Raw genomic sequence first — 24,049 nt, forward strand, 5'->3', positions numbered from 1 at the left:
ATAACCGGATCACCAAATCGCGGAACACCAGACGTGTTCCGCGTAACTGGTGTTCCGGTTATTCGCATTTGTGGTCCGCTTCTGAAAGCCGCGTATTCCGTGGCCTCCGACGTTTATGGAACACATGGAACACGTGGAACACTGCCTTTTCGCTACCTACGGATTAGCTTTCCCCTCGCCCCTTTTCACGGCGGGAACCTTCAGCGCGAATGGACGCGACGGATAGCTCCGGATCTGCCGATTGCTGTGTGCGACTAGTCCCAGGCAAGGAGCCGTAGCGGCAGATTTTACGGGTCCTCCTGAAGGGGGGGGCCCCTACACGGGTTATCAGACTCGCAGGTTTCCTCTAGCTGAGATTTCTATAGAGATGTCCGTCTTTTTTTCCTGCGTCCGGACCGTAAAAATCACCAGGGGTAGCGTTCGGTCCAAAGGACCTTGGAACGGCTACCCAACAACTCGCTACCACTTCCAAAGGAAGGCGCAGTCAACGCGAAAACGTGATGGCAATATGACCAAAGGCATCTGGTAAAAAATACCTACTCGAGAGAGGATAGGTGAAACGTGGCAATCCGCTTATTTAAGAGAGCGGAATTTCTTGCAAGACACAGGATGTGTACCGATGTCATTTACCTATGACCATTTGAAATGGCTAGAAGATACCGGAACGATACTGGTTACTGAGTGTGGGAAAGAAATTCCCATCTTGAAATTTAGCAACGATGTTAACGACTCTTATGCTATGACAGCGTGGGCTACACACTTTAGGAATCACTACTGCTCTGACGTTCAAATTGACTTTTTAAAAAACCCATCAAAATCTAAGTCTGAGTATCTATTAACGGAGAAGTTTCCTGGAGAAAAAAAGCCCCCCGGACCAAGTATTCGTGCTGGTGATTTCGCAGAAATACTAATAGCTGACTACCTCGAATTCCGTAGAAATTTTCAGGTACCACGTACACGGTACGAGCGCAAAGCAATCTCAGATGAGTCCACTAAAGGATCAGACGTAATAGCTTTTAAAAAGAACCACGGCATAATAAGTTCAGATGATGAACTACTTATCTTCGAGGTAAAAGCAAGAGCCAGCGAGAATAGCGCCGACAACGTGCTTCAAACAGCTATTAACCACTCTGTAAAAGATGAATTCAGGCTCGCCGAATCTCTTAACGCTATGAAACAGCGCCTATTAGACAAAAATGATATGAATGGCGTTCAGTTAATAGATAGATTTCAACGCGAGCCAGATCATCCATTCAAGCGTTCATATGGCGCAGCCGGCGTGTTCTCAGAATCTTCATTCAATTTAATCTCTTTCGAAAAAACCAGTACTCTTACGCATCCAAAACAGAAAAATCTTGAACTGATAGTTATTCACTCCAAACATTTAATGCCCCTCATTCACGCACTATATAAAAGGGCAGCAGATGAAGCTTGAAACCAATTCAAAAATCCTGCTAGACATTACAAAATCAAAATCAAAGCTATATGAATTTGGCATTGAAGAGCAGTATCACCTCCCACTAGCAGACAACCCTGAAAAACTCTTAATATTTACGATAGGAATTTTAGGAGAACTTGCAGCATTAGAATCACGACCATTAGACATAAGAGACGGCTACAAAGCCGAACTAAAGGAGCAACTAATTCTTGTTGGGCAATACTTCGACGCACTAAGCACCTCAAAACTAGTACCCGAATTCGACACATATTTAAAACTGCTCGGCGCTACTGCTTATTACCTGGCAGACATGCCTGGAAGCTCCCTAGTGCTAGCTAGGCAGCTGCCAAGCCAACCAACCGTTCTAACCCGTAGCTACTTAGAAGGTTTTTTAGTCTGGTTATTGAAATCAGAACTTGAGAAAACATGGTATTACGGAGCCGAAGGACATCTCAACGACGAGCTCTTCCCACTCTTCCATACTTACAAAGCATTTTGGCAACAAACAGAATCCGCTGAAAATGTTCACGAAAAAGCCAATTCTTTTCGATCAGCAGCATATCAGTCTGGTAGTGATAGGGAACTGCTTCTGGCCGATAGCATCTCCTCTTTGATTCGGAGAAAGATCGATAATTCTTCAATACTATGCCTGCCCAGATACACCGGTCTGGATGCAGGTGTATGGCAATCAGCTTCTAGGAGAGAAGGCTTCATAAAGGAGTTCTGGCCGGCTCAGAGATTACTTGGTGAAAAAGGTGTGCTGAAAGGCTTATCCGCTGTTGTCCAAATGCCCACTAGCGCTGGCAAAACAAAATCGGCAGAACTCATAATACGAAGCTCATTTCTGTCGGGAAGATCAAAGCTTGCTGTAGTTATAGCTCCATTCAAGGCGTTGTGCCGAGAAATCTCATACAGCTTCGAAAAAGCATTTGAAAATGATTCAATTACCGTTAATGAATTACGAGACACAACGAACATCGACGAATCAGAAAATTCTTTTTTACAATTTATACTGGGCGATAATTACGCAAATAAAAAAGAACATACTGTACTCGTATCGACTCCTGAAAAACTGGTGTATTTATTAAGGCATGAGCCATTACTCTCATCTCAGATAGGGTTACTGATTTTTGACGAAGGCCATCAGTTTGACTCTGGAAAGCGAGGAGTAACTTACGAACTATTAATAGCCTCCCTTAAAAACTCAATACAACTAGACGCACAAAGCGTTTTAATTTCCGCTGTAATGGCGAACGCAGAAACTATCGGCGACTGGCTAAATGGAGAACGGGGAGTTAGCATTCAAGGAAGCAAACTTCTACCATCGATTAAAAGCGTCGCTTTTTTTAGTTGGCTAACAGAAATGGGCCAATTGAGTTATTTAAATCAAGACAATGATCGAGATAGCGGATTATATGTACCGCGCATCGTACAGCAAATAAATTTAGGAAAAAGAATTAGAGAAACAAAGGATCGAGTATTCCCGGATAAAGAGAAACCTCAAACGATATCGGCCTATCTCGGCCTAAAGTTATCACACCAAGGTCCAGTGGCCTTGTTTTGCGGAGACAAAAGATCAGTCACATCGATAAGCAAAATGCTCATAGAGTACTATGAACGAGGCTTGAAGCTTCCTCAACCTAGGGAGTCAGCTGACGGTGTTGAACTGGATAAAATCGCATTCTTAGCAGAGTTACATTTTGGTAAAGAACACATTCATCCCAAAGCAATAAAAATGGGATTGCTCCCTCACAGCTCTAACATTCCTAATGGAATTAGGATTTCCGTCGAATGGGCAATGGAAAACAACAAGGGTAACTTTGTGATATGCACCTCCACTTTGGCTCAAGGTGTAAATCTCCCTATTAAATACTTAATCATCTCGAGCACACTGCAAGGTGGAAAAAAAATTTCCACCCGGGACTTCCAAAACCTCATTGGCAGAGCAGGACGATCCGGCTATCACACAGAAGGGAGCATTATTTTTTCGAACCCAAAACTTTACGATGAGAAATTCACTAGAGCCGGCAGGTATCGTTGGTTGGAAGCACTGCAACTCCTAGACTTTGACAATGCAGAAGACTGTAATAGCAGCCTAAAGAAGTTAATAGAGCCATTCCATTATGAAAAAGCCAAGGATCATCTATTAGCCTTTATCTCGGATCCTGCTGGCCATCGTGCAGCTTGGATTGAATGGGCAGAAAGATCGGGAACCGAAATAGATGAGCTTTTGGAGGAAATGGATACAAAACAACAAACAATTGACGCGCTCGAGAGCTACTTTCTTTCTATATTGAAAGATAGTCCAACCACACTTACTGGGGACAAAATAGTAGCTTTAGCAACTGAAACTCTGGCATTTCATTTGGCGACAGAAACAGAAAAACCCATGCTTTTGCAAATTTTTAGCACATTATCATCAAGATTATTCAGTATAGAATCATACAAATATAGCTACTACGGAAAAACACTACTCGGCTTAGACCAACTTAGCTACATCGACTCCTGGATAGACAATACATTATTTGAGCTTGAGCTTGCGGAGACCTCTGATGACCTGCTGGATATTTACTGGACAGTAATAATCTCGCTAACAAAGAAGAAAATAATTCACAACATTCAACCTTCGCAATTAGTTATTGACCTAGCAAAACTATGGATGAAGGGTGAAAGTTATTACAAGCTTCTAGAACATGCAAAAAAACGAAACGGCTATTGCCAGGCAAAATCGGTACCTCTCACAATAACCTTAGATCACATTATGGATCTGACAGCATCTTTGTCTTTCGAGGGAATGCTGATCGTCGGCGCGCTCGCGGATATTCTAGAAGGCAGGGATCTCGCTGAAAATTGTGCAATTCTGGCTCGAGCACTTCAAAACAGGATGAAGATGGGATTATCCTCCGAACTAGAAATGCTCATATACAATCACGGATATATGGACAGAGAAATCTGCAAAACTCTGTCTTCAAAGTTAAAAACAAGCATTAAACCAATGCCGATCCTAGACATCGACTTATTTAAAGATCATTCCGATCTAATATCTGAGACGATAGCTGATTTCCCTTCAGTTTTCTCAAAAATAAAGCCTAGCCATTAATTAATAAGCAGAGACACATCATGGCAACAAACAAGAACCAGCACTTCGTGCCCCGTTGCTACCTCAAACAATTCACCATTGACAAAGCCAACGCAGCAATAAACCTTTTCAATATTGATCGTTTGAAATTCATCCCTAATGCGCCGGTAAAAAATCAGTGTTCTGGCGATTATTTCTATGGAAAAGATGAAAAACTGGAGACTGCGATACAGTCAATAGAGAGCGCATATGGAAATGTATTGAAGGAAATTCTTAAGCCGGGTTATTTATTAACTGATGACCACCGCGACGTTTTAAGGATTTTTTGGATCTTTCAAAACTTGCGAACTGAAGCGGCATCAAGGCGTGCTGTTGAGGTATCAGACGATACATTTACTGACATCGGAGCTGACCCCTCTTACTTTGCATTCCAAATTAAAGAAGCGGTTCAAATTGCAATGCATGCATTTGCGGAATCAATGTCTATAGTAGACGATCTAAAAGTGTGTCTAATAAGAAACAAAACCGATGTACCTTTCATCACTTCCGACGATCCTGCAATTCTCACCAACCGATGGTACCTTGAGGCAAAAAAAACCAGGGGAATGTCATTCGGAATGAGGGATGCTGGAACCCTACTGCTACTCCCACTAACACCCGACACTTATTTCATTTGCTATGACCAAAATCTATATAACATCTCAAACAAAAACGGATGGCTAAACCTGCGAAACAAAGCAGATGTTGAAATACTAAATGAGTTTCAGGTCCTTCACTGTCGCGCAAACTTATTCTTACAACAAGAAAACTATGCAGAACATTTACATGATTTTGTAGTCAAGCATAAATCCTGCCGACTCAAGAGCCGACACCAAATCAATTATGCTGTATTTGACGGTGTCGAAAATGGCAGCCACAAGCGATATGAAGTAGTAGACAAAGCAGAGTTTAAAAAGCATGAGGATGGAATTATCCACATGCAATCTATCCATCCGCGTCCTTCTTCGTGGCCAAGCTTCCTGCTTCGCAACAATCGTGGTGTCGTTTATTACAATGGTACCGGAGTAGGATATCTGAGAAGCGCTCATGCCACTGGCGGAGATCTGCCATTTCGGAAAGTGCCGGCCTACAGCTAGGCGCGCATTACTTAGTCATGACCATCGATACGGAGATTTTATGATCGCCGAGGAATGAACTGCAAACCGACTCAGCGCCTACAGAAATTTTGTCCCTTTTGGCCCGCATCGCATTGCCGGCTGGGATAGAATGGGAGCAGCAAAGCTTTTCATGTATCCCTGCATGTATCCCTAGACTTCAAAATGGCCTACAAGCCTTATAGAATATGGAGCACGCGAGTCTCCCTCGGGCACCAAAATTAAGAAAGGTATTGCTTAGCAAGCCCTTTTTTTTCGTCTGCAGTAAAGTGGACGCGCAATACTGAAGGCTCACCACCGCGCGGGTCGCACGTGACATTGCGCGGACTCAGGTGTCGGAGTCGGTTTTAGGCTCAGCCTGAGCATTTCCCCCAAACAACCGCGCCGCTATCGCCCGCCCTCGCTCCAGCCCCTCCTCCGTCAACCAGACCGACTTGTTGCTGTTCACCGGGTTACTGATGAAACCCTGCTCATGCAATCGGTTCATGATCTCGAAATCGAATCCTTTCCAGGCATTGCCGTCGTCGGAACTGAGTGCTGCCAACAGGGCAAGCACGGCGTCTTCCATCAGTTTGTCGTCGTATTCCATGGTCGTCACTCCATTCGTATCCAACAGTTAACGTCGAGTGTGTGAAGGCTCACGATAATACTCACCGGCCTCCGATGGAAATGCCGCTCAATCACGTGAAGGTTATTGATCGGCTTCAGTGTGCCCGGCCTCGCCTTTGGGCTGCACTTGTTGATCCCGCTCCGTATAATCCCGCCACTCTGAAGGCAGCCCAGCGCATCTTGCACCTAAGGGTGGCTGCCTCCAGTCATCAACTCTCACACTGACGGACGTCGCTAAAGGCCCCCCATGGAAACGTCACTGGAAACAGTCGCCCTTTTCTCCCTCAAGCTCGCTTACGAGGAAGAAGGCCTGAGCCCGATCCTGCGGGACGACATGGTCATGGGTGATTACCAGAAAGACATTTTCGAATTGCTGGTGCGACGCGGGGATGTCGAGACCATTCAGTTCAAGATGAACGAATGCCTTGGCCTGGCGATGAATGCCTTGGGCGGTGTCGAGAAACCGCTGGGGCGTGAGTTGCACAAGTTGTCCGCTGAGTTCAGCGAGGCGCGTTCGCTGGAGCAGCTGGATCAGCCGCTCCTCGCGCTCAAGGGCTATTTGAAAGACATCTTGTAATGGGCTGAGCCGTTACAGCAGATGCTTCGAGATGTACTTGGAAATCTCCACCATCGACGTCTTCCCGGTGAATTCGAACTTCACTTTCCCCAGTGACGAGAAGTAAATCTCCAGCTCCGAATCCAGATCGAACGTGCCCGAGGTTTCCACCGAGTACGCAACGATGTTCTTGTACGGCAAGGAAGTGAAATCCTTCTTGCTGCCGGTAATGCCCTGGACGTTGACCGCGATGATGCGTTTGTTGGTAAACACCACGCCGTCACGCATGGCCTTGTAAGAGTCGATCACTTCCTCGCCGTCGAGCAACAGCGCGCTTACGCGTTCGGCGTACTCATCGTTCTGCTTGAGTTTGAAGAAGCCTTTGTTGTTGAAGTCGATCATCTGTCCATCCTCATTTTCAAGAAAACATCCCGGTATTTCTTTGGTTCAATGACGGGCCTTCAGCACGCGGATATCGGTCGGAAACCCATCAGCGCCGACAAGTTTTTTCCAGCCCAGATACTGAAACTCGCCCTTCTCATCAATGTAATCACCCTTCTCCACCGATCGGCCACCAACCACCGCGACGCGCTTCACTTCGCCACAGCCGCCGTCTGAAGGCCGTACCGTATAGATCACATACGGCTTCACGTATTGCGTGGCGCGGAAGTATTGGCCGCAGATTTCGTCGACGGTGATCAACATGGTTTTCAGGCGTGCTTCGCCGTCGGTGTCTTCGTGCAGTTTCAGGAAAGATATATCACCGACGTCGCTGTAGCCGAGGGAGCGGGCGCGTTGGTAGGCGGGGGAATTCTGGTGGGCGATGCGGCCTTCCTCCGCAGCACCTTGCATTTTTGCAGCGAACTCGGCTTTCCCTTGGGCGATCATCGCTTCAGCCTGGCCCGCTACGTTTTCGCATTGTGCAAATTCTCGGGAGCCGAGGTGATTGGGCGTCAGGTTCGAGCGGTGTTCATTCATGGTTCGCAGGTTGCTTTCCAATGCAAACATCACGTCGTAGGCCGTGGTGCGACCGCTCTGCACGTCGGCCATTTTCTCCAGCACTTGTTGGCAGTTGCCGGCGTAGTACTTCCAACTGTTTTCCGGATGCTCTTGCACGGCGGCGAATGCTGGGGCCATTGCAGCGGCGAGTGTGATTGCGCAGAGCAGGCGCAAACAATGGGTACTGACTGGCATGGGTAGTCCGTTACGGAGATGGGCAGTGGCGCGACGCTACTATTTTGCTATCTTGCCGTCCACTGCCAGTAACGAGGTCGCCAGCGCCTCGATGGAATCGATTTTCAGAGGGAGAAACACCTTGATGGCCGTGTTGTACTTTTTCGTCTGGGCAGCCGTTTGGGCTTGGGTCGTGCAGACCCGTGGTGCCTGGAACCTGATCCTTGCCAACCTGGCGGGTGCCGCCAGCGGCTTCATCGTCGCAATGATTTTTTCGGTGGTCTGTGCAGGACTTTTCCCGGCGCACGTGCCTCCTGCAACTGAGAACCTGGCCAGTAGCGTGTTGCAAGTAATCACCACGTTCGGCGTGCTGGCGGGTGTCTGGATGTGGCTGGTCAGGCGTCCTCAGCCAGAGCATCCGTTGGCCCGGCAACTTTTCGCCGGTATCTGTGGGCTGGCTGCTGGTGTGACGACGCTGGCGTTTTTTGCGCTTAATTTTCACTGAGCACCGCTATCGTCACTGGCATTACACGTCTGTTTTGTTATCTTGCCGCCCATCGTCAGCGTTCACCTTGGGCGTGCGTTGATTTCAGGTTTGGAAGGTTTAAGGAAAGGATCAAATGGAGTTTCTGCGTTTTCTGGCGATTGTCGCGGTTTGGGGGTTCATGTGGCGCTGGGTGGTCAAGAACCGTGGCAGCTGGAATATTTTCTACGGCAACATCGTCGGCGCAGCGGGTGGTTTCATTGTCGCGATGGTAGTGCTGTCGATCACGTTGTCGTTGTTTCCTTCGTCGCATGACTACGAACCGGCGCAGGCTGAAAACACGCCAGTTATCGAGCCGACCTCTCTATTGCCTGAAGCCGAGGCAGTCACACCCGCTGCCGAACTGAAGGATGCGCCGGCTTTTGCTGCCATCGAGCCGGATGACAAACCCTCTCCCGCCGAATCCGCCCTGCTGCCGAATTACGCCAGCCGGGCGCCGAAATCAATCGGGTTACAGACCGTGCTGGATCAAAGCGACTATCAGGGGCGCATGGCCCTGGCAGCGCTGAACAAGAAATTGCGCGGCGACGCACAGGCCGACAAGTCGATGATTGCGTATGTCATGTGCAGCCCGTTTGTGACCAGCACGTTGCGCTTCCCCGCTTCGGCGCGGTTTGCTGACAGCAAGGCGCTGGTCAGCCACCGCTTCAAGGATCAGGTCTACACCTTCAACAACACCGTCACCGCGCGCAACATGAACGGCGACGATGTCACTTACCGTTTCGATTGCTCCGTGCAAGAGCAGCCGCGAGTTGACGCGCTGCCTGCGCAATGGCGTTTGTTGGCGCTGAAAGTGCAAAAAGCCGACTCTTAAGGCTTATTTAAGGGTTCAAGGCGCTGCCTGCGCTATTATCGCCGGCCTGTGCGCCTTGAGCTTTGCCCTCGATGTCTTCGACACCCGCTGACCTGATCCCGCTGCCTCCTGTCCTGGCCGGCCCGCTGCTGCGACGGCTGGAGCCAACGCGCGTGGTCATGTGGCTGGTCGGCACGCGGCCACTGGCGCTGACGTTGCGCCTGCAAGGTGTAGGAGACATTCCTCTCGACGCCGGGAAATGCACGGTCATTCCCGTAGGCCGCGAGGCGTTTGTCCATCTCATCGATGTTGCTCTCGACAACGCCCTGCCCTGCGATACGCGTATCGACTATGACCTGCTGATCGACAATGCAGAGGGCATCGCCGACTGGGCGGCGCATCTGCTGTACGGCGATGCAACCAGTCCGAACTTCGTCCTGCGCTCGCGGATCGATCAACTGCTGCACGGCTCTTGCCGCAAGCCGCATCACCCGGCGACGGATGGTTTGCTGTGCGTCGACCAATTGCTGGCGACGGAAACCGATCCGCAACAACGTCCCGCCCTGTTAATGATGAGCGGCGATCAAGTCTACGCCGACGATGTCGCCGGCCCGATGTTGCGGGCGATTCATGCCCTGATCGAACGTCTTGGCCTGTTCGACGAACACCTCGAAGGCGCCGTGGTCAGCGACAGCGCCAGGCTCTACGAACACCCGGCCAGTTACTACCACCGCGCGGATTTGTTACCAGCGCTGGAGAGCAACGAGACATTGCGCGAGCGATTTTTCGGCGGTGCGCGTAAGCCGATTTTCACCAGCAGCAGTGCTGACAATCACTTGGTGACGTTCGCCGAAGTCATGGCGATGTACCTGCTGGTGTGGTCGCCGACGCCCTGGTTGCTGATCGATCCGCAAGCGCCCGAACTGACGCCCGAACGCCTCAAGCGTTACACCCTCGAACAGACTCGCATCGATGCCTTCAAGGCTGGATTGGACAAGGTCGCCCGCGCGCTCGCGCATCTGCCGAGCCTGATGATTTTCGACGATCACGACATCACCGATGACTGGAACCTGTCCGCGCAATGGGAGGAAACGGCCTACGGCCATCCGTTCTCCAAACGCATCATCGGCAACGCGCTGATCGCTTATATGTTGTGTCAGGGCTGGGGCAATAATCCCGATGCGTTCAAAGAGGTATTGGAGAAAACCCTGGGGCTGAGCGCCAGCGGGGATGATCAGTACCTCGACAGCCCGGTGCAGGACGATTTGATCGATGAGCTACTGCGCTTTCAGCATTGGCATTTCGTCCTGCCAACCAGCCCTGCGCTGGTGGTCATCGACACCCGCACCCGACGCTGGCGCAGTGAGATGGCGCTCAAGCAACCGTCGGGCCTGCTCGATTGGGAGGCGCTGAGCGAACTGCAACAGGAGCTGCTTGATCACCCGTCAGCGATCATCGTTTCTCCGGCGCCGATCTTCGGCGTGAAGCTGATTGAAACCGTGCAGAAGGTCTTCAGTTGGTGCGGTTATCCGCTGCTGGTCGACGCGGAAAACTGGATGGCCCATCGCGACGCCGCGCAAGTGATCCTGAATATTTTCCGCCACTCGCGCACACCCGGTAACTACGTGGTGCTGTCCGGCGATGTGCATTATTCCTTCGTCTACGAAGTGCTTATCCGCCACCGCAAGGCCGGGCCGCGGATCTGGCAGATCACCAGCAGCGGGATCAAGAACGAGTTTCCGAAAAGCCTGCTGGAATGGTTCGACCGCCTCAACCGCTGGCTCTACTCGCCACGCTCCCCGCTGAACTGGTTTACCAAACGCCGCCGCATGCGCATCGTGCCGTACACGCCGGAACATGCTGAGGCTGGCGAACGCCTATGGAACTCAGCGGGGATCGGTCAGGTGTTTTTCAATGAACAGGGACAGCCGCGCGAGATCATTCAGCACAATTCGAATGGCAAGGCGAAGACACGGATGCTGGCGCCGGATCTGGCGGATTATCCGGACTAGAGGCTTCCCGTGTGGGAGCGAGCTTGCTCGCGAATGCGGTCGAGCATTCAACATTAATGTCGACTGTGACGACGCCTTCGCGAGCAAGCTCGCTCCCACAGGGTTATCGGATATCCATTAACTCGCGGAAACAATCCGTCCAATTCCTCTGACAATCATCTCCACCTCCCGCTCATCAATCGTCAACGGTGGCAGCAGCCGTATCGTCTTGCCACGCGTGACGTTGATCAACAGTCCATGATCCCGCGCCGCGATCAGGGTCAGATCACGCACCGGCTGTTTCAGCTCGATACCGATCATCAAACCCTGACCACGAATCGCCAACACATTGGGATTGTCCGCCAGCTCTGCACGCAGACGAGTCAAAAGGTGTTCACCCTGAATCCGGGCGTTTTCCAGCAGGCCCTGTTCTTCGATGATTTCCAGCACCGTGCAACCGACCCGACACGCCAGCGGATTGCCGCCGAAGGTGCTGCCATGGCTCCCGGGCGTGAACAGATCCGCCGCCCTGCCCCGGGCCAGGCAAGCGCCGATCGGCACGCCGTTGCCCAGTCCTTTTGCCAGGGTCATGACATCCGGGACAATGCCTTCATGTTGAAACGCAAACCAGCGCCCGGTGCGGCCGATGCCGGTCTGGATTTCATCGAGCATCAATAACCACGCATGGCGATTGCACAGTTCACTCAGGGCTTTCAGGTAACCCGGCGGCGCGAGCTGCACACCGCTTTCGCCCTGGATTGGCTCGACCAGAATCGCCACGATGCGCTCGCCGTGCTTTTGCTGCAGTTGCTCCAGCGCAGCGAGATCACCGAACGGCACTTTGAGGAAATCCCCCGGCAATTCGTTGAAACCCAGGCGTACTGCCGGGCCATCGCTGGCTGACAAGGTACCAAGTGTGCGGCCGTGAAACGCGTTGGCCATGACTACCACCAGCGGCTGTTCGATGCCTTTGCGCCAGCCGTATAAACGCGCGAGTTTCAGCGCTGTTTCATTGGCCTCGGCACCCGAGTTATTGAAGAACGCGCGCTCCATCCCCGACAGCTCAGTCAGCCGTTTCGCCAGTTGTTGCTGCCAGTCGATGCTGTACAGATTCGACGTGTGCAGCAGCAACCCGGCCTGCTCGCTGATCGCCGAAACGATCCGCGGGTGTGAGTGGCCGACATTGGTCACCGCCACACCGGCCACCGCATCCAGATACTCGCGACCGGCCTGATCCCACAGGCGAGTGCCGAGGCCCTTGGTGAAGCTCAAGGCCAGTGGTTGGTAGGTGTTCATCAGGGCGGCGGTCATGACTTCAAACTCCAGTGCTGGTCGGTGTGCTGGCAGTATGGTTAGCCAGCGAAACTGGATAAACTCGGGAAAACTTCATTCATTTAAAAGCAGAGCTTGATAATGGACCTGTTCCTGTCGATGAGCGTGTACGTCAAAGTCGTCGAAGCCGGGAGCATGACGGCGGCCGCGTTGCAGTGCGACATGTCGACGACCATGGTTGGCAATCATCTGCGTGCGCTGGAACGACGGCTCGGTGTGCAGCTGTTGCAGCGCACGACTCGACGGCAGCGGCTGACTGAATTTGGCAGCGTCTACTACCAGCGTTGTCTGGATGTCTTGGGACTGGTGGCCGACTCCGAACGCTTGGCGGAACAAGCACTCGATGAGCCGCGTGGCCTGCTGCGCATTACCGCGCCACTGACTTTTGGCGTAGAACGCCTGGCGCCAGCGCTCAGCGAATTCTCCCTGCAGTACCCACAGGTCAAAATGGATGTAGTGCTGACCAACAGCCGCCCCGACCTGCTGGAAAGTGGTCTGGACGTGGCGTTTCGGCTGGGGCATTTCGACGAGTCGAATCTAATCGCTCGCCCCCTTATCGATTACACACTGACCGTCTGCGCCTCCCCGCAATACGTGGCCCGTCGCGGCATGCCGCAGACCCCTGAAGATTTGCAACAACACGACTGCCTCTCGTTCGCCTACCCTGCTGGCGACGATTGGCAATCAGTGGAAAAACGCTGGCGCCTCAGCGGCCCGGAGGGAGAAATTCTCGTCGACGTCAGCGGACCGATGCTGATGAACACTTCCGCAGGGTTGCACCAGGCCGCACGCACCGGCATGGGCATCGTGATGCTGCCCGATGCGCTGGTGGAACAGGATCTGCGCGACGGCAAACTGGTGACCGTCGTTCCCGACTATCAACCTCCAAGCCGCCCCCTGCATTTGCTTTATGCTCCGGATCGCTATCGTTTGCCGAAGCTGCGCCGCTTCGTCGAATTCGCGATGCAGACGTGGGGCAGATCCTGAAAACGAGCGACATGGACAATGTCTCGAAGAATTACTGACAAGGAGTCGAAGCGAAGATGAACAACAACCTGACCGTACGCGACCTGCTATCTGACGAAGTGGAGTCGGTACGGCTGTTCCTCGGCCAACATGGCTGGGGGCACCGTACCGGTTCCAGCGAACATTTCGCGCAACTCATCGAACACTCGCAACGCACGGCGATTGCCCTGCTCGGCGCGCAGATCGTTGGCTTTGCCCGGGGCATAACCGATGGCTTGTCCAACGGTTACCTGTCGATGGTCGTGGTCGATGGCGAGTATCGACGCACAGGCATCGGCCGCAGACTGGTTGAGCATGTCATGGGCGATAACCCCGATATCACCTGGGTACTGCGTGCAGGACGAGAAGGCGCCGAAGCCTTTTTTGCCCGCCTGGGTTTTGAGACGTCGGTGATTGCCATGGAGCGACCGCGATTGAAATAACGGGCGTGCGCTCTGGCAAGGGCTATGATCAGCTTCTCTTTCCAGCATGGACGCTGCGCGATGCTCGTCACTCTTCAAAATACTCCCTTGTGGGTTTATGTGGTTTTTCTGGTTCTGGTGTATTTCGGCCTCAAGGCCCGCAAACCCCAACATGAAAGCCGGTTTTCCCTGCTGTCGACCCCGCTGGTATTGTTGGGCTGGTCGCTGTTGTCGTTGAACCTGACGGTTGATCCAGACTTGAGCCTCAGCGGCTGGCTCATTGCTTTGTTACTGGGCACTCTGTCGGCATGGCTAATTTTCCCCAACAAGGGGATAAATCTTGATGATCCGGAAACCGGGTTGATAGTGCCGGGGACTTGGAAAGCGCTGATTCTGCTCCTGCTTTTTTTTGCAGTGAACTACTACTTCGGTTATCAGGATGACGTGCACCCGGAGCGCGCTGCCGCCCCGGATATGTTGCTGTTCAAAGCCGCAGCATCAGGCTTTATCAGTGGTCTGATTAGCGCTCGCTCACTGAAATATTACCGTTTGCTGCGCACCCTTCAGGCTCAACGCCCGTCATTGGGCGCCCAATGATTCAGGAACCGCTTTTCACCAACACCGGTTTTTCCTGAGGGTCTGCGCCGGCCCCCGCATCGCTCCCGAGTTGCGCGAAGGTTTGTTCCTGCGCCCGTTCAATATCGGTGGCGCAAGGCGTGATGGCGGACTGGGGCTGCGTATCGTGCACCGTATCCTGCAATTACACAGGCGCGATATACAGTTACTGGATATGAGCGGGCGTGGCGCGACGTTCCGCTTCTCGCTATCAACAGATCAACAAAGCGCCGAACAATGGATGATGCGTTCAATGAATTTGCACAGCCCGGGCAAATAGTTGAGACCGCCGGCCCGTTGCTCCGTGACAACGCCGCCCCGCTCCCCTAAATTAGTCGGCCTGAAAAAGCCCTCGGTTTTCTCATCTCCACTCAAGTTAAAAAAGTAGTGAAATTTCAATGTCCGATTTCAACACCGCTGAATCCGTAGTCACCGAATCGTCCAAAGCGGAATACGAAAACTCCATCAATCTTTCACAACACCTGCCACAAGCCAAAATCATCAGCGAGATGGTCCTGGACGCGTTCCAGTCGACCCGCGAAAGCGACCAGATCCGCGAGTTGCGCGCGGCGATCCGTCAGGCTCACGACAGTTTCGATGACGACAAGGCCTACGAGCTGATGGGCGAACTCAAGGCACTGAAAGACGCCGAAGCCGCCGACCTCGCCGCCCTTGAAGACCTCAGCAGCAAGTTCTCGATCGGCCGCATTCTGTCCAGCTTCAAGGACGATCCGGCGTTCCAGGAAATCGTTTACGGCCTCGCGCTGAAAGTGCTGAACCAGACCCATCAGGCGATCAGCAATCCGAGCGGCGGCAAGAGCAAGGCTGCGAAGAAGAAAGAAGTCGAAATCTTCACCATCAGCAAGGACGGCATCAGCGTGACCTTGCCACTGCGCACGCCACGCTCGCGCCTGAACGTTGACCGTGCGGCGCTGGAGTTCCTCGGTTTCACCTTCGTCGGTGAAGGCGAAGAGGCGGAGCTGGAAAGCGAAGTTTTCGTTGATAACGCTGGTACAGAACAGGCAGTGAATCGCAAGAACATCATCACCGCACTGCAACAGCAGACTGCGTTTGATGGGTACAGCATCGCCGCGCAGTAATAGCGCGGCCGCTGTACGAAAAAGCCCCGCACTGAGATTCAGGCGGGGCTTTTTGTTGTCCGGCTTGGGATTTGTGAGGAGGCGAAAATCCTCGCCCCTCACCCCAGCCCTCTCCCGAGGGAGAGGGAGCCGATCGGGAGATATTCAAGAGATGCACCGAAATGAAAGTGCGGTGCCGAATCCACAATCGCCTCAATCTCTCAGGTCGATGTATAGCGCAACACACCTCGGTCAGTCCCCTCTCCCAAGGGAGAGGGAGCCGATTTGCGGATATTGTGGAAGTTCGCCGAAATGAAAGTGCTGTGCCGAATCCACAATCGCCTCGACCTCTCACGTCGATGTATAGCGCAAGACACCTCCGTCAGTCCCCTCTACCTCTGGGAGAGGGCTAGGGTGAGGGCAAGCCGTCAAACCACCCTCAAGCCGAAGGATGCAACGCTACAATCATGTCCACCTCAATCGCCGCGTTCTTCGGCAACTGATACACACCGACCGTAGTGCGCGTGTGCCGGCCGGCATCACCGAGCACATGACTGAACACGTCCGAGGCACCGTTGGCGACTTCGCTCAGGTCAACGAAGTCCGGCGTCGACTTCACATAAACCGTCACCCGCAACAACGCCTTGATCTTGTCCAGCGAACCCACCGCATCGACGATCAGCGCCAGGCAACGCATCGCACTGATGCTCGCGGCGGCTTGCGCATCCTTGAGGGTCAGCTCCAGTCCGACGCGACCCGGGTACTGAATCTTGCCATTAGTGCGCGGCACCATGCCGCTGATGTACAACTCATCGTGATGACGGATCAGCGGCGCGTAATTACCGCCGGCGGTGTTCTCACCATAAATGTCGTAGTTCAGCTCTTGGGCCAGGGCAATAAAACGCTCGTCGCAGGTCATCCTCTCAGTCATTTCGCCCAGCCTTATGATCAGTGCATGAAGAACCGCAGGTTAAGACCGATGATTGCCGGAGATTCGATTTGTGGCAGGTCATCGGCATGGTTGGATCCAAATCTAGGTGTTTCACGAAGTGATAGCAACCGGCCGCTAAGGCATCCTTCGCCACATTTTCACGGTGAGCCGCCATCTCTGCGACGCCCTGCATTAACTCAGCAAACAGATCGCGCTTTTTCATCCAAACCTGCCCCATTAGAAAATAGCCTCTGGGATCCTAACTAATGAAAAGTTTTCTGAAGGTAGGATATCTCTCTATAAGCAGACAGTCGTTTCCCAAAGACACGCTCAACCTTAAATAGCACTCAACAAAAAACCCCGCACATCTCTCAATGTGCGGGGTTTTTCGTCCAGCCTTTAAACCTTACGGCGCGTACGTCAGCAGCAGCTCTGCGGGCACCTTGAAGTCCAGGGACATCATGACGCTCAACGCAGTGATGGTGAAGATCGAGAACACGAACAGCTTGCGTGCCCAGACCGTGTCATCCACCGCTTTGTAGCCGGTCCAGGCCATGTACAACCAGTACATGCCCATGGCCGCGGCGACGGCGAGGTAGCTCATGCCGGCGTAACCGCTGAAGGTCAGCATCAAGGTCGCTACGAGGAACGCCAGGATGTAGAGCAGGATGTGCTTCTTGGCCACTTGAATCCCGCGCTTCACTGGCAGCACCGGAATCGATGCGGCCAGGTAATCGTTGAAGCGGAAGATCGCGATGGCGTAGGAATGCGGCATCTGCCACAGGCTGAACATCACCAGCAACGTCAGCGCGGCCATGTCGAAGCTGTTGGTTACGGCGACGTAACCGATCACTGGCGGCATGGCGCCCGACAGACTGCCCACCAGCGTGCCGTGAACCGACTTGCGCTTGAGGTACAGGCTGTAGAAGCCGACGTAGATGATGAAGCCGATCACCGCGAACAAAGCGGCCAACGGATTGGCCACCTTGTACAACAACGCAACGCCGAGAACACCAAGGATGGTCGCGTAGACCAGGGCCAGTTTCAGGGAGATCAAGCCCTGCACCAGCACCCGGTTCTTGGTGCGTTCCATCTTCAGGTCGATGTCGCGGTCGATGCAGTTGTTGAACACGCAACCGGAGGCAACAACCAGGGATGTACCGATCATGGCAGCCAGAAACACCGCCAGATCCACATGCCCTTTCGAGGCCAGGAAAAACCCGCCTGCCACAGAAAGCACGTTACCGAAAATGATCCCCGGTTTGGTGATTTGGATAAAGTGCTTGAGCGACATCGGGTCTTACCTCACTTCGCCATCATGTAGGTGTGGATGCTGAACATGATCCACAACGACAGGCCAACCAGCAGCACGATCACGATCGCCGTGAAGACGAATGCAATCACGTTGTTACGCTGAGCAATGGAACGGTCCAGGTGCAGGAAGTAATACAGGTGAACAATCACCTGGATCACTGCGAACAACAGAACGATTGCCAGCGTGGTGGCCTTCGGCAGGCTCGGGTACATCACCAGACCGAATGGGATGACGGTCAGGATCACCGACAGGATGAAGCCAATGGCGTACGACTTTACGCTGCCGTGGCCAGCATCATGGCTGTCATGGGAGTGTGCATTAGCCATTACAGAGTCCCCATCAGGTAAACAACGGTGAATACGCAGATCCACACCACGTCCAGGAAGTGCCAGAACAGGCTCAGGCAGCTCAGACGGGTCTTGTTGGTCGCCGTCAGGCCGTGCTTGTTGACCTGGTACATCATGATGCCCATCCAGATCAGACCCGCAGATACGTGCAGACCGTGGGTACCGACCAGGGTGAAGAACGCGGACAGGAAGCCCGAACGGCTAGGACCGAAGCCCTCGGAGATCAGCAGGTGGAACTCGTTGATCTCCATGGCGATAAAGCCTGCGCCGAGCAGGAAGGTCATGAACAACCAACCCAGTACCGCCTGCTTCTTGCCTTTGTACAACGCCAGCATGGCGAAGCCGTAGGTGATCGAACTGAACAACAGCAGAGCGGTTTCGCCCAGCACGTATGGCAGTTCGAAGATGTCGTGGCCCGACGGGCCACCGGCTACGTTGTTTACCAGTACTGCGTACACCGCGAAGATCGACGCAAACAGAATGCAGTCGGTCATCAGGTAGAGCCAGAAACCGTATACGGTCATCTCGCCCGAATCGTGGTGATGGTCATCGTGCCCATGGTCACCATGGGCGTGTCCAACATTGGTCACTAAGTTCGACATGGTTTAAGCCTGTTCCAACGAGGTTTCAACACGGGTGGCACCGGCCGGGATTTTCCCTGCCGCGACCAGACGCTTGTGCTGCTCGGCTTCGATACGCTCGATCGTTTCAACCGGAACCATATAGCCCTGGTCGTCACGTGCAGCGTGGATCACGAAGTAGATGACGGTGCCGGCCAGGCTGGCGATCGCCAACCACCAGATGTGCCAGATCATCGCGAAACCGAAGACGGTCAACAGTGCGCCCATCACTACGCCAGTGGCGGTGTTGTTCGGCATGTGGATCGGCTCGTACTTGGCCGGACGCTGGTACGCAGTACCGTTTTCCTTGGCTTCAGTGAACGGGTCGATGCAGTCAGCCTTAGGCAGCACGGCAAAGTTGTAGAACGGCGGTGGCGACGAGGTCGACCATTCCAGGGTGTGTGCATTCCACGGGTCACCGTGATCGCAAACGTTCTCTGGCTTGTTACGGTCACGTACCGACACGTACAGCTGGATCAGCTGGCAGGCGATACCTACAGCGATCATCACCGCACCGAACATGGCAACGTACAGGTACGGTACCCACTCAGGGTTGGTGGTGGCGTTCAGACGACGGGTCATGCCCATGAAGCCCAGTGCATAGAGCGGCATGAACGCGACGAAGAAGCCCGAGATCCAGAACCAGAACGCTGCTTTACCCCAGCCTTCGTGCAGCTTGAAGCCGAACGCTTTCGGGAAGTAGAACGCGAAACCTGCGATGTAACCGAATACCGCACCGCCGATGATCACGTTGTGGAAGTGTGCGATCACGAACAGGCTGTTGTGCAGAACGAAGTCAGCACCCGGGATGGCCAGCAGTACGCCGGTCATGCCGCCGATGGCGAAGGTCACCATGAAGCCCAGAGTCCACAGAACCTGGCTGGTGAAGCGCAGACGGCCCTGGTAGATGGTGAACAGCCAGTTGAATAGCTTCACACCCGTCGGGATGGAAATCAGCATCGTCGCCAGACCGAAGAAGGCGTTGACGCTTGCACCCGAACCCATGGTGAAGAAGTGGTGCAGCCAAACCATGAAGCCCAGTACCGAGATCGCGCCCGAGGCGTAGATCATCGAGTGGTGGCCGAACAGTTTCTTGCCGGTGAACGCCGAGATCACTTCCGAGAAGATGCCGAATGCCGGCAGGATCAGGATGTAAACCTCAGGGTGGCCCCACGCCCAGAACAGGTTGACGTACATCATTGGATTACCACCAAGTTCATTGGTGAAAATGTGGAAATCCATGTAACGGTCAAGGGTCAGCAGTGCCAGGGTAGCGGTCAGGATCGGGAACGAAGCCACGATCAGAACGTTTGCCCAGGTGCAGGTCCAGGTGAAGATCGGCATGTCCATCAGTTTCATGCCAGGGGTACGCATTTTCAATACGGTCGCGAGGAAGTTAACCCCCGTTAGCGTCGTACCTAACCCGGATAGCTGTAGCGCCCAGATGTAGTAGTCCATACCCACGCCAGGGCTGTATTGCAGACCCGACAAAGGTGGATAGGCAACCCAACCGGTCTTGGCGAATTCGCCGACGCCCAGGGACAGGTTGATCAGTACTACGCCGGATACCAGCAGCCAGAAGCTCAGGGAGTTCAGGAACGGGAACGCAACGTCACGCGCGCCGATCTGCAGCGGCACTGCAAGGTTCATCAGGCCGGTGAAGAATGGCATCGCCATGAAGATGATCATGATCACACCGTGAGCGGTGAAGATCTGGTCATAGTGTTCAGGTGGCAGGTAGCCAGGCGAACCCTCGGTGGCCATGGCCAACTGGGTACGCATCATGATGGCGTCGGCAAAACCGCGCAGCAGCATGACCATGGCAACGATGATGTACATCACGCCGATTTTCTTGTGGTCGACCGAAGTCAGCCACTCGGTCCACAAGTAGGTCCACTTCTTGAAGTAGGTGATTGCAGCGAACAGCGCCAGACCACCGAGGGCGATCATGGCGATGGTCACCATCACGATCGGCTCGTGGAATGGGACTGCTTCCCAACTTAATTTACCAAACATCGTTTACTCCTCTGCCCCGGCAGCTGAATGCGAACTCGAGTCAATTTCCGTGGCCGCCACTTCTTTCTCTTTCTTCTCGTGCTTCAGCGGCTTGCCCGGCTTCATACCTTCGTACTTGTCGACGATGATCTGGAACTGGTTCGGCGTGACCGAGGAGTAGAGCTCGACTGGGTTGTTCTGGCTCGGTTTGGCAAGGGCCGCGTATTCAGCTTGATCAAGCTGTTTAGGTGACTTCTTGACTTCACTTACCCAGGCGTCGAAATCTTCCTGAGTGGTGGAGATAGCCTTGAATTTCATACCGGTGAAACCCGCGCCGCTGTAGTTGGCGGAAATACCGTCCATTTCAGCGTTACGGTCAGCGATCAGGTGCAGTTTGGTCTGCATGCCCGCCATCGCGTAGATCTGGCCGCCCAGACCCGGGATGAAGAACGAGTTCATCACAGCGTCAGAGGTGATCTTGAAGTTGATTGGCGTGTGCGCCGGGAACACGATCTTGTTGACCGTGGCAATGCCTTGTTCCGGGTAGATGAACAGCCACTTCCAGTCCAGCGCGACCACTTCGATGGTCACAGGCTTGACGTCGGATTGAATCGGACGATACGGGTCCAGTTCGTGGGTCGAAATGTAGGTGATGTAACCCAGGGCAATGATGATCAGGACCGGAATGGTCCAGACTGCCACTTCGATTTTGGTCGAGTGCGACCATTTCGGGGTGTAGACGGCGTTCTTGTTCGACGCGCGGTACTTCCAGGCGAACAGGAAGGTCATGACGATAACCGGCACGACGACCAACAGCATCAGCAGGGTCGCGGTGATGATCAGGTTTCGCTGTTCCAGGCCAACCTGGCCCGTTGGATTGAGCAAGGTCATGTTGCAGCCTCCCAGCAACAACGTGCCGAGCAGCGGCACTAGGCCTAGTAATCTGGGGTACCTGTTTTTACTCATCTCACGACCTCTAAAGCAGCTTGCGCAATGCAGTTGGGTTTTGATCGCCAACACTTCACCCTGCCAAGGGTTGGCATTTTCTTTGGATTGAATAAGGGCCGCCCGTCGCGCGTCAGACGCTCGACAAAACCTGGGACAGCGGTCAGTTCTTATTCGAATTCGTGGTCAAAGGCCTTGTTACAGACCAATTCCATTTGGTGCGGAAAGTTGGAAGGCACCGACACCTGGGTGTCTTGGAAGCCTTGCGACTCACTCGACACCCGACTTCCTGCTCGCCTCCTTAATAAAGGCTGAACAGTGCCGGGAATTCAGTGCGGGCGATTGTAGATAGGTAGCGCCCTATACACCATGTCTTATCCCGAAATAATTTTTATCCGTTCGAGCAACAATCCATCGCCATTTTTGCAAAAGTTCCGCATCTTATCGAAATCAATTCTCAACAAAAACACCAAAAATTGTAGGTGTACCCGCGTCAGTTCAGACAGCTCTGAAGGCTTTTTCCGAACGCTGAAACAGCGCAAGCCCCGATAACCCAAGGCTTTTGGCCATCTGCCAGCGCTTGTTAAAACTGCCTGCTCTGGCACTCGCGTGCTAAAGCCGAAAAACCCCGAAACAGACCAATCCTTTTTTGTAACAACGGCCGATTCCGCATCACTGAGGAGCCCTGCGACATGACGCGTGTGACAACATGTCGCACACTTGCCGCACCCTCCCTTGCCGTCCGTCACGGTGTTTTCACAAACACTCTGAAATGCAAAACGCCCCGATTGGCTGATCCGCAAATCGGGGCGTTTTCTGTATCGGCCAGGCAGCCGAATAGTTGACTCAGCGCAGTGCTTTTCGGTTACGCGAGGTCAGCAGCGGTACCAGGATCACCACCAGCACGAACGCCAGCAGTGCCCATTGCGCCAGCGACAGACCGAGGATCGGCGGGTAAGGCGTGGAGCAGAAACCGTCGACCTGAAAGCCCAGCGGGAAGATTTTCGCCAATGGCAGATCATCGACAATCGGCTGCAGCACATCGATGCCGCAGCTCACCGCCGGATAGAACTGGGTGTACACGTGATGCCCGGCCACTCCGGCCCCGGCAATCGCACAAATCACCACCAGCACTTCGAACACGGTGATGCTGCGACGGCTGCGCATCGCCGCGCCGATGAACGCGAACAGCGCGATCAGCAGCAACGCGTAGCGCTGCAAGATGCACAGTGGGCACGGTGCTTCACCGAGCACGATCTGCATGTACAGCGCACCGCCGATCAGTGCCAGGCAGATGATGCCCAGCAGCACCAGAAAGCGCCGCTCACGTCCCAGTCGAATCGTTTCCTCGCTCATCGCGTTTCCTTTATATGTCCATGGTTCAGCTGGCCGGCGGCTGCGCGTGCAGTTGCGCCATCAAGCTGATGTTGTCTTCGATATGCCAATTGGCCGCGATGCGACCGTTATCAATCTGATAGATATCGGTTGCCCGGAAGTCTACACGCTGGCCCTGCCCTTTGAGAGCCTTGAACGTACCGCTGAAGTGCCCGCGAAAGTGCAGATGCACCACCACGCGATCACCGGCGATGATCATTTGCTCGATATCGCAACTCAAGTCCGGCACCGCCGTGCGAAAGAACTTCGACGCCAGCAATGGCCCGGTCGGCCCCTGTACCCGGCCTTCGGGTGGCGTCTGGTCGACAAACTGCGGCGACAACGCCGCCATTGCCAACGCCTCTTCACCGGAATTCCAGAAACTGCCGTAACGTCGCGCAGCCAATGCCATAGCTTCGACCTGCGCCTTGGGCAGGCTCTGATCGACGATCACGGTCTGCGGCTTTATCAGGGCAGATTCGGCAGAAGCAAACGGGCTGGCCAGCAACGCGGCCGAAAGACTGATGGCTGCGAGGCTGAAACGACGGGCGAAGGTGAGGTGTGACATGGGGGCGATCCTGATCATGTAAACGAACGAGCGCCTATCATCAGCATCGGGGAATAAACGATAAACCGGTTAAGAAATGATTAACCTTTAAACACTTTTTAAGAATCAGCACCGCGTAACGGCCTTCGCGAGCAGGCTCGCTCCCACATTGGATCTGCGTCAAA

23 protein-coding genes and 1 pseudogene are annotated in these 24,049 nt (G+C 53.6%); 12 read left to right on the forward strand and 12 right to left on the reverse strand.

Going from position 1 to position 24,049, the window contains the following annotated elements:
• The first annotated feature begins 619 nt into the window (after positions 1-619).
• Genes M5G26_RS11075 through M5G26_RS11085 form a run of 3 tightly spaced genes read left to right on the forward strand, consistent with a single transcriptional unit; the run spans position 620 to position 5,653 of the window.
• On the forward strand, positions 620-1,435 hold the full coding sequence (locus tag M5G26_RS11075) for a Hachiman antiphage defense system protein HamA (RefSeq protein WP_273915313.1): 816 nt from the start codon (positions 620-622) through the stop codon (positions 1,433-1,435).
• A complete protein-coding gene (locus M5G26_RS11080) occupies positions 1,425-4,538 on the forward strand; it encodes a DEAD/DEAH box helicase (protein ID WP_273915314.1) in 3,114 nt (1,037 codons plus the stop codon). The genes M5G26_RS11075 and M5G26_RS11080 overlap by 11 nt, the downstream gene beginning before the upstream one ends.
• Positions 4,539-4,558: 20 nt before the next feature.
• Positions 4,559-5,653 carry a DUF4238 domain-containing protein gene (locus M5G26_RS11085; protein WP_273915315.1) on the forward strand — a complete coding sequence of 365 codons (1,095 nt, stop codon included), beginning with the start codon at positions 4,559-4,561 and terminating at the stop codon, positions 5,651-5,653.
• Between the two features lie 346 nt (positions 5,654-5,999).
• Here M5G26_RS11085 and M5G26_RS11090 read toward each other — a convergent pair whose 3' ends face one another.
• Positions 6,000-6,260 (reverse strand): DUF6429 family protein, encoded by a 261-nt coding sequence (locus tag M5G26_RS11090; protein WP_273915316.1) that lies wholly within the window; start codon positions 6,258-6,260, stop codon positions 6,000-6,002.
• Between the two features lie 267 nt (positions 6,261-6,527).
• Between M5G26_RS11090 and M5G26_RS11095 the strand changes: the two genes are divergently transcribed.
• A complete protein-coding gene (locus tag M5G26_RS11095) occupies positions 6,528-6,857 on the forward strand; it encodes a hypothetical protein (protein ID WP_095125925.1) in 330 nt (109 codons plus the stop codon).
• Between the two features lie 12 nt (positions 6,858-6,869).
• Here M5G26_RS11095 and M5G26_RS11100 read toward each other — a convergent pair whose 3' ends face one another.
• A complete protein-coding gene (locus M5G26_RS11100) occupies positions 6,870-7,238 on the reverse strand; it encodes a PH domain-containing protein (protein WP_034156100.1) in 369 nt (122 codons plus the stop codon).
• Positions 7,239-7,283: 45 nt separating this feature from the next.
• Complete coding sequence (locus tag M5G26_RS11105) at positions 7,284-8,030, reverse strand: hypothetical protein (RefSeq protein WP_273915317.1); 747 nt, start codon at positions 8,028-8,030, stop codon at positions 7,284-7,286.
• 25 nt (positions 8,031-8,055) lie between these two features.
• Here M5G26_RS11105 and M5G26_RS11110 point away from each other — a divergent pair, with 25 nt between their 5' ends.
• From M5G26_RS11110 to M5G26_RS11120, 3 genes are all read left to right on the forward strand, one after another.
• On the forward strand, positions 8,056-8,514 hold the full coding sequence (locus tag M5G26_RS11110) for a hypothetical protein (RefSeq protein WP_273915318.1): 459 nt from the start codon (positions 8,056-8,058) through the stop codon (positions 8,512-8,514).
• A 115-nt stretch (positions 8,515-8,629) separates the two neighbouring features.
• A complete protein-coding gene (locus tag M5G26_RS11115) occupies positions 8,630-9,367 on the forward strand; it encodes a hypothetical protein (protein ID WP_273915319.1) in 738 nt (245 codons plus the stop codon).
• Between the two features lie 71 nt (positions 9,368-9,438).
• The gene (locus M5G26_RS11120; protein ID WP_273915320.1) at positions 9,439-11,358 is read left to right on the forward strand and encodes an alkaline phosphatase D family protein; all 1,920 of its coding nucleotides are present in this window, start codon (positions 9,439-9,441) and stop codon (positions 11,356-11,358) included.
• Between the two features lie 117 nt (positions 11,359-11,475).
• Here the strand turns inward: M5G26_RS11120 and M5G26_RS11125 are convergent, their stop codons facing one another.
• Entirely contained in the window at positions 11,476-12,648 is a 1,173-nt protein-coding gene (locus M5G26_RS11125) for an aspartate aminotransferase family protein (protein ID WP_273915321.1), read from the reverse strand.
• A 102-nt stretch (positions 12,649-12,750) separates the two neighbouring features.
• On the opposite strand from M5G26_RS11125, the gene M5G26_RS11130 reads away from it, so the two are divergent.
• The 5 genes and pseudogenes from M5G26_RS11130 (at position 12,751) to M5G26_RS11150 (ending at position 15,811) form a co-directional block, all read left to right on the forward strand.
• A complete protein-coding gene (locus tag M5G26_RS11130) occupies positions 12,751-13,656 on the forward strand; it encodes a LysR family transcriptional regulator (RefSeq protein ID WP_257356081.1) in 906 nt (301 codons plus the stop codon).
• Positions 13,657-13,712: 56 nt separating this feature from the next.
• The gene (locus tag M5G26_RS11135; protein WP_077574458.1) at positions 13,713-14,117 is read left to right on the forward strand and encodes a GNAT family N-acetyltransferase; all 405 of its coding nucleotides are present in this window, start codon (positions 13,713-13,715) and stop codon (positions 14,115-14,117) included.
• 60 nt (positions 14,118-14,177) lie between these two features.
• Positions 14,178-14,693 (forward strand): DUF6622 family protein, encoded by a 516-nt coding sequence (locus tag M5G26_RS11140; protein ID WP_273915327.1) that lies wholly within the window; start codon positions 14,178-14,180, stop codon positions 14,691-14,693.
• Between the two features lie 49 nt (positions 14,694-14,742).
• Positions 14,743-14,991, forward strand: a pseudogene (locus M5G26_RS11145) (ATP-binding protein); the annotation flags it as partial.
• A 118-nt stretch (positions 14,992-15,109) separates the two neighbouring features.
• Positions 15,110-15,811 carry a hypothetical protein gene (locus M5G26_RS11150; RefSeq protein ID WP_007949995.1) on the forward strand — a complete coding sequence of 234 codons (702 nt, stop codon included), beginning with the start codon at positions 15,110-15,112 and terminating at the stop codon, positions 15,809-15,811.
• A 418-nt stretch (positions 15,812-16,229) separates the two neighbouring features.
• Here the strand turns inward: M5G26_RS11150 and M5G26_RS11155 are convergent, their stop codons facing one another.
• The 8 genes from M5G26_RS11155 to M5G26_RS11190 form a co-directional block, all read right to left on the reverse strand.
• Positions 16,230-16,721, reverse strand: a complete 492-nt coding sequence (locus M5G26_RS11155) for a RidA family protein (protein ID WP_007916938.1) — start codon at positions 16,719-16,721, stop codon at positions 16,230-16,232.
• 406 nt (positions 16,722-17,127) lie between these two features.
• Positions 17,128-18,015 carry a heme o synthase gene (gene cyoE / locus M5G26_RS11160; RefSeq protein ID WP_007916939.1) on the reverse strand — a complete coding sequence of 296 codons (888 nt, stop codon included), beginning with the start codon at positions 18,013-18,015 and terminating at the stop codon, positions 17,128-17,130.
• An 11-nt stretch (positions 18,016-18,026) separates the two neighbouring features.
• Positions 18,027-18,362: a cytochrome o ubiquinol oxidase subunit IV gene (cyoD, locus tag M5G26_RS11165; protein ID WP_007916940.1), complete on the reverse strand. Its 336-nt coding sequence runs from the start codon at positions 18,360-18,362 to the stop codon at positions 18,027-18,029.
• Positions 18,362-18,985: a cytochrome o ubiquinol oxidase subunit III gene (cyoC, locus tag M5G26_RS11170; RefSeq protein WP_007916943.1), complete on the reverse strand. Its 624-nt coding sequence runs from the start codon at positions 18,983-18,985 to the stop codon at positions 18,362-18,364. The genes cyoD and cyoC overlap by 1 nt, the downstream gene beginning before the upstream one ends.
• A gap of 3 nt (positions 18,986-18,988) precedes the next feature.
• Positions 18,989-21,019, reverse strand: a complete 2,031-nt coding sequence (gene cyoB / locus M5G26_RS11175; protein WP_007916945.1) for a cytochrome o ubiquinol oxidase subunit I — start codon at positions 21,017-21,019, stop codon at positions 18,989-18,991.
• A 3-nt stretch (positions 21,020-21,022) separates the two neighbouring features.
• Positions 21,023-21,964: a ubiquinol oxidase subunit II gene (gene cyoA / locus M5G26_RS11180; protein WP_007916947.1), complete on the reverse strand. Its 942-nt coding sequence runs from the start codon at positions 21,962-21,964 to the stop codon at positions 21,023-21,025.
• Positions 21,965-22,789: 825 nt separating this feature from the next.
• A complete protein-coding gene (locus tag M5G26_RS11185; protein ID WP_150707698.1) occupies positions 22,790-23,299 on the reverse strand; it encodes a disulfide bond formation protein B in 510 nt (169 codons plus the stop codon).
• 25 nt (positions 23,300-23,324) lie between these two features.
• Complete coding sequence (locus M5G26_RS11190; protein ID WP_273915322.1) at positions 23,325-23,885, reverse strand: ester cyclase; 561 nt, start codon at positions 23,883-23,885, stop codon at positions 23,325-23,327.
• Between the last annotated feature and the right edge of the window lie 164 nt (positions 23,886-24,049).

Source organism: Pseudomonas sp. TNT2022 ID642, assembly GCF_028656995.1.
Classification (GTDB): Bacteria; Pseudomonadota; Gammaproteobacteria; order Pseudomonadales; family Pseudomonadaceae; genus Aquipseudomonas.